Annotated in this window: 8 protein-coding genes; 4 read left to right on the top strand and 4 right to left on the bottom strand. The window is 64.7% G+C overall.

Translation table 11 applies throughout. The annotated features are described in order from the left end of the window. Window positions 1-388 (bottom strand): YbaK/EbsC family protein (locus tag QOD90_RS03170; protein WP_526346584.1); only part of this gene is annotated, 388 nt, incomplete at its 3' end. A 209-nt stretch (window positions 389-597) separates the two neighbouring features. Between QOD90_RS03170 and QOD90_RS03165 the strand changes: the two genes are divergently transcribed. Then, a complete protein-coding gene (locus QOD90_RS03165; RefSeq protein ID WP_526346588.1) occupies window positions 598-1,248 on the top strand; it encodes a sigma-70 family RNA polymerase sigma factor in 651 nt (216 codons plus the stop codon). Further along, window positions 1,245-1,556 carry a mycothiol system anti-sigma-R factor gene (rsrA, locus tag QOD90_RS03160; protein WP_526346582.1) on the top strand — a complete coding sequence of 104 codons (312 nt, stop codon included), beginning with the start codon at window positions 1,245-1,247 and terminating at the stop codon, window positions 1,554-1,556. Before QOD90_RS03165 ends, rsrA begins: the two co-directional genes overlap by 4 nt. Window positions 1,557-1,630: 74 nt before the next feature. On the opposite strand, the gene QOD90_RS03155 is transcribed toward rsrA, so the two are convergent. Continuing rightward, window positions 1,631-1,723 carry a 50S ribosomal protein bL37 gene (locus tag QOD90_RS03155; RefSeq protein WP_140691305.1) on the bottom strand — a complete coding sequence of 31 codons (93 nt, stop codon included), beginning with the start codon at window positions 1,721-1,723 and terminating at the stop codon, window positions 1,631-1,633. Between the two features lie 123 nt (window positions 1,724-1,846). On the opposite strand from QOD90_RS03155, the gene QOD90_RS03150 reads away from it, so the two are divergent. Together QOD90_RS03150 and pdtaS are read left to right on the top strand one after the other, a co-directional pair. Beyond that, a complete protein-coding gene (locus tag QOD90_RS03150; protein ID WP_526346586.1) occupies window positions 1,847-2,062 on the top strand; it encodes a biotin/lipoyl-binding carrier protein in 216 nt (71 codons plus the stop codon). 25 nt (window positions 2,063-2,087) lie between these two features. Next, a complete protein-coding gene (gene pdtaS, locus QOD90_RS03145) occupies window positions 2,088-3,587 on the top strand; it encodes a two-component system sensor histidine kinase PdtaS (protein WP_526346580.1) in 1,500 nt (499 codons plus the stop codon). A 71-nt stretch (window positions 3,588-3,658) separates the two neighbouring features. Here pdtaS and whiB1 read toward each other — a convergent pair whose 3' ends face one another. Both whiB1 and QOD90_RS03135 read right to left on the bottom strand, forming a co-directional pair. Continuing rightward, window positions 3,659-3,913: a transcriptional regulator WhiB1 gene (whiB1, locus tag QOD90_RS03140; protein ID WP_526346578.1), complete on the bottom strand. Its 255-nt coding sequence runs from the start codon at window positions 3,911-3,913 to the stop codon at window positions 3,659-3,661. 257 nt (window positions 3,914-4,170) lie between these two features. Then, on the bottom strand, window positions 4,171-4,975 hold an 805-nt coding region (locus QOD90_RS03135; RefSeq protein ID WP_526346576.1), incomplete at its 5' end, for a diacylglycerol/lipid kinase family protein.

The following is a 4,975-nucleotide window of genomic DNA, read 5'->3' as shown; positions in this document are numbered from 1 at the left end:
CCCAGGCGTACACCGAGTCGTCGATGACGGTCGGCAGTGCCTTGCGCTGTCCAAGCGGCGAGATGCCCCCGAGGACGTAGCCCGTCGACCGCGCGACGGCGGCGCGGTCGGCCATCTCGGCCCGCGGCACGCCAAGGGCCGCGGCGGCGGCCTTCGGCGACAGCTTGTACGGAACGGGGAGTACCGCGACGGCGAGCCCCTTGGGCAGCGCGATCACCAGCGTCTTGAAGACCTGCTCGGCGGTCACGTCGACCCCGGCGGCCACCAGTTCGGCCACGGCCTCGTCGCCGAAGGAGGGGTTGCGCTCATCGTGGTGGTAACTCAGCACTTCGTGCGGGACACCGGCTGCCAGCAGGGCGACGATCGCCGGGGTCGCGGCACGGGCCATCGGCTCACGATAGTGCGTTTCCCCTGGGAACAACCCCGCCCGTCTGCGCTGTTGTTCCTGCGACAGACGCCGAAACGCGACCCTGTCGGAGTCAGCCACTACGATCATAGGAAGGAGACACCTCGGTGCCAACGCTTTGCCTGGAACGCCCGGTCGATTGGCGGGTTCCGTTCGACGGTGCCGCGAGAGAAGGGACGGTGTCGATTCAGATGACCGATCTCGACGGGGCAACCCCCGCCGCGGCCGAAGAACCTGCAGTTGAGACCGACGCGGAGCTCACGGCGCGGTTCGAGCGTGACGCGATACCGCTGTTGGATCAGCTGTACGGCGGCGCGTTGCGGATGACCCGCAATCCAGCGGACGCCGAGGATCTCCTGCAGGAGACGATGGTCAAGGCGTACGCCGGTTTCCGGTCGTTCCGCGCAGGCACCAACCTCAAGGCGTGGCTGTACCGGATTCTGACCAACACCTACATCAACAGCTATCGCAAGAAGCAGCGTCAACCCGCCGAGTATCCGACGGACGAGATCACCGACTGGCAACTCGCGGCGAACGCGCAGCATACGTCGACGGGGCTTCGATCAGCCGAAGTCGAGGCGATGGAGGCCTTGCCAGACACCGAAATCAAGGCAGCATTGCAAGCGTTGCCCGAAGAGTTTCGGATGGCGGTGTACTACGCCGACGTCGAAGGCTTCCCGTACAAGGAGATCGCCCAGATCATGAATACCCCCATCGGGACGGTGATGTCCCGACTGCACCGTGGCCGCAAGCAGCTTCGCGAGCTATTGGCCGACGTCGCCCGAGACCGCGGCTTCATCCGAGGTCAGCAGCTCGGGGAGCCCGAGGAGGTGTCCTCGTGAGTGACGACTTCTCACGCCCAGAAGAGCACACCTTTCACCCTCCGGTAGGACCGGTCGACCCGGCTCATCCGGAATGCGCATCGGTGATCGCCGAGGTATGGACCCTGCTCGATGGCGAGTGCACCACGGAAACCCGTGACAAGCTGCGCCATCACCTCGAAGAGTGCCCGACGTGCCTGCGGCAATACGGGGTCGAGGAGCGGGTGAAGCGCCTCATCGCCACCAAGTGCAGTGGCGAGAAGGTGCCTGATTCGCTGCGGGCGAGGCTGCGCGTCGAGATCAGCCGCACCACCATCATCCGGAAATAGCCCAGACCTGATAAAGGCCTTCACGTAGCCACGTGAAGGCCTTTTTCACTGGGCGCAAGCGCCGCGCACTTTGCCTACTTCACTGCCTTTGAGCCGCAGTTGGGGCGCTTGCCGTGGTTGGCCTTGGTGTGCTTGCGGTCACGCTTCTTACGGCCACGCTTGGCCATGATGGTCCTCCAAGAGTCAATTGCTTACTCGTTAGTGTCTCACGCTCGCGCCACTGCATTCCAATCCCGCGGGTGTGGTTCGATAGACCGGCAAGGGGCGGCTCTAGAGACGAGTGGGTGAAGATGGCCGAGGACGTTCGCGCTGAGATCGTGGCCAGTGTGCTCGAGGTCGTGGTCAACGAAGGCGATGACATCAACGAGGGCGACACCCTCGTACTCCTCGAGTCGATGAAGATGGAGATTCCGGTGCTTGCCGAAGTCGCCGGGAAAGTGACCACGGTCAACGTCGCCGTCGGTGACGTCATCCAGGCCGGCGACCTCATCGCCGTAATCGGCTAGGGCTCCGGCACCAAGCCGCCTTCTCATGTCGACCCTCGGTGACCTGCTCGCCGAGCACACGATGCTGCCCGGCACTGCCGTCGACCACCTGCACGCCGTGGTGGGGGAATGGCAGCTCCTCGCCGACCTGTCCTTCGCCGACTATTTGATGTGGGTGCATCACGACGACGGGTCGTTGGTGTGTGTCGCGCAGATCCGGCCGAACACGGCACCGACCGTACTGCTGGCCGATGCGGTGGGGACGGTCAACACCGCAAGCGACATGCCCGTGGTGGTCGCTGCGTTCGAGTCCGGCCATATTGGCCGCGAAAGTGATGCAGGACAAGAGGATTCTCAGGAGGGCCGGTGGCTCAACGTCGAAGCCGTTCCCGTCCGGCACGGCAATCGGGTGGTCGCCGTCCTGACCCATCAGACCGCCTTGGCGGACCGGCGCAAGGCCAGTCCCCTGGAGCGCGCGTATCTGGACTGTGCCGCTGACCTCTTGCACATGCTGTCCGAAGGCACCTTCCCCAACGTGGGTGATCTGGCGATGTCGCGGTCGAGTCCCAGGGTGGGTGACGGTTTCATCCGGCTCGACGTGGGTGGCCAGGTCAGCTTCGCCAGCCCCAACGCGATCTCGGCCTATCACCGGATGGGGCTGAACGCCGAACTCGAGGGGCACAACCTCGTCACCGTCACTCGACCGCTGATCTCAGATCCCTTCGAGGCGCAGGAGTTGGCCACCCACGTGCGTGATTCCCTCTCGGGAGGCTCGAGCATGCGGATGGAGGTCGACGCCGGGGGAGCGGCGGTGCTGCTCCGTACGCTCCCGATGGTGGTCAATGGTGAGGCAGCCGGCGCGGCCGTGCTGATCCGTGACGTGACCGAGGTCAAGCGTCGTGACCGCGCGCTGCTGTCCAAGGACGCGACCATCCGCGAGATCCACCATCGCGTGAAGAACAATCTTCAGACCGTCGCCGCGCTGCTGCGGCTGCAAGCCAGGCGCACCAACAACGCCGAAGGGCGGGATGCGCTGATCGAATCGGTGCGCCGGGTCTCGTCGATCGCGCTGGTGCACGATGCACTGTCGATGTCGGTAGACGAGGAGGTCAACCTCGACGAGGTCGTCGATCGGATCGTCCCGATCATGAATGACGTTGCGTCAGTGGGCCGCCCCGTCCGGATCAACCGCGTTGGCGACCTTGGTGTGCTCGACGCCGACCGGGCCACCGCCTTGGTCATGGTCATCACCGAACTGGTGCAGAATGCGATCGAGCACGCCTACGATTCGACGTCCGAGAACGGGAGCGTCACCATCAGGGCCGAGCGCTCGGCCCGCTGGCTCGACGTCGTGGTGCACGACGACGGTCGCGGGTTGCCGGAGGGTTTCAGCCTGGAGAAGTCCGACAGCCTCGGCCTGCAGATCGTGCGGACGTTGGTGGCCGCCGAGTTGGACGGATCGTTGGGTATGCACGCCGTCCCCACCGGCGGCACCGACGTCGTGCTGCGGGTGCCGATCGGTCGTCGCGGACGTCTAGCACAATAACCGGCATCGTCGGAGGCAAAAATTTACGGCCCCGGCGTGAGCCGGGGCCGTAAACAATGCTTGGTGCGGGGTTAGACGCCCGTACGAGCCTTCGTCCGCGCGTTGCGACGCTTGAGTGCGCGACGCTCGTCCTCGCTCATGCCACCCCACACTCCCGCGTCCTGTCCGGACTCCAAAGCCCAGCTCAGGCATTCGGTCGTGACGGGGCAGCGGTTGCAAACGATCTTCGCGTCAGCGATCTGGGCGAGTGCCGGTCCACTGTTTCCCACCGGGAAGAACAGTTCCGGGTCCTCGTCACGACAGACCGCATTGTGCCGCCAATCCATAGCTACAACTCCTCTTCATGTGCGCAACAAGACGCACGAACTTTTCTTCGGCTGTTAACGCGTGCACATCAAATGTTTCTGCACTGTTGCAAACGATGCTTCCACAGGCTGAACAGATGTCAATAGAGGCACGTTCACACGTGGTCAATCTCACTGGCTTCTGTAGCTGGGACCGGGTTACCGGACCACCCACCCGTTTGTACTACACTTAGGCCACTTACGCCCTTATTCGCGGCGGTTCTCAGCGCATTCGCAGGTCAAGCCTTTTTCGCCGGTGGTGCCACCACGCCAAGAGCATCCCGGACCGCGGTGAACGTCATCCTTTCGCGCTGGCCGACGTAATCCCCGTCGATCTGACAGCCCACGGGCGTGTCCGCCGTCACTCGCACCCACGGCACGTCGTCGTCGCGGACCAGATGGCGCGCGTCGAGACGCGGTTCCTTCGCCAGCATCTGACGGACCAGCCCTAGATTCGCCCAAATGTTCATGCTGGTGGTGGCGAATACCCCCAGGCCGGTCTCGAAGCTGGTGTCCGGGTTCGTCCAGACCGGCCGGGTGTTCGCGTAGGTCCACGGACTCGAATTCGACACGAACGCGAAGTGCACCCCGGTGACGGGATCTCGGCCGGGAAGTTCGAGCGTCAACGACGGTTCCCTGCGGGCGCTGGCCAACACCTCGCGGGTCGCCACCCGGATGTAGCGCGACGCGGTGACCTTGCGGCCCTTGTCGCGTTGGGCTTCGACGGCGGCGACCACGTCACCGTCGACGCCAAGGCCTGCCGTGAAGACGCCCCACCGGTCACCACAGTCCATCAGGCCGATGCGGCGCCACTTGACGCCGCGGCGATAAGCCCCCAGAAGGTCGACCAGCTGATTGGTCGCCTCGATGGGGTCGGGGCTGATGCCAAGGGCACGGGCGAAGACGTTGGCCGAGCCGCCTGGCACAACCGAGATCGCCGGTCCGCGTTTCGGCGGGGGCTGCCCGCAGTCGCCGAGAATGCCGTTGACCACTTCGTTCACCGTGCCGTCGCCGCCGTGCACGATCACCACGTCGATGCCGTCG

This window comes from Mycobacterium sp. (genome assembly GCF_032161845.1).
GTDB lineage: Bacteria > Actinomycetota > Actinomycetes > Mycobacteriales > Mycobacteriaceae > Mycobacterium.
The sequence above is the reverse complement of the archived record's forward strand: the minus strand, read 5'-3'. Positions and strand labels throughout refer to the sequence as shown.

Excerpts from the sequence above, each read along its gene's own strand:
- QOD90_RS03165 (WP_526346588.1), top strand. The coding sequence starts at position 598 with ATGACCGATCTCGACGGGGCAACCCCCGCCGCGGCCGAAGAACCTGCA.
- QOD90_RS03155 (WP_140691305.1), bottom strand. The coding sequence starts at position 1,723 with ATGGCCAAGCGTGGCCGTAAGAAGCGTGACCGCAAGCACACCAAGGCC.
- QOD90_RS03150 (WP_526346586.1), top strand. The coding sequence starts at position 1,847 with ATGGCCGAGGACGTTCGCGCTGAGATCGTGGCCAGTGTGCTCGAGGTC.
- pdtaS (WP_526346580.1), top strand. The coding sequence starts at position 2,088 with ATGTCGACCCTCGGTGACCTGCTCGCCGAGCACACGATGCTGCCCGGC.
- whiB1 (WP_526346578.1), bottom strand. The coding sequence starts at position 3,913 with ATGGATTGGCGGCACAATGCGGTCTGTCGTGACGAGGACCCGGAACTG.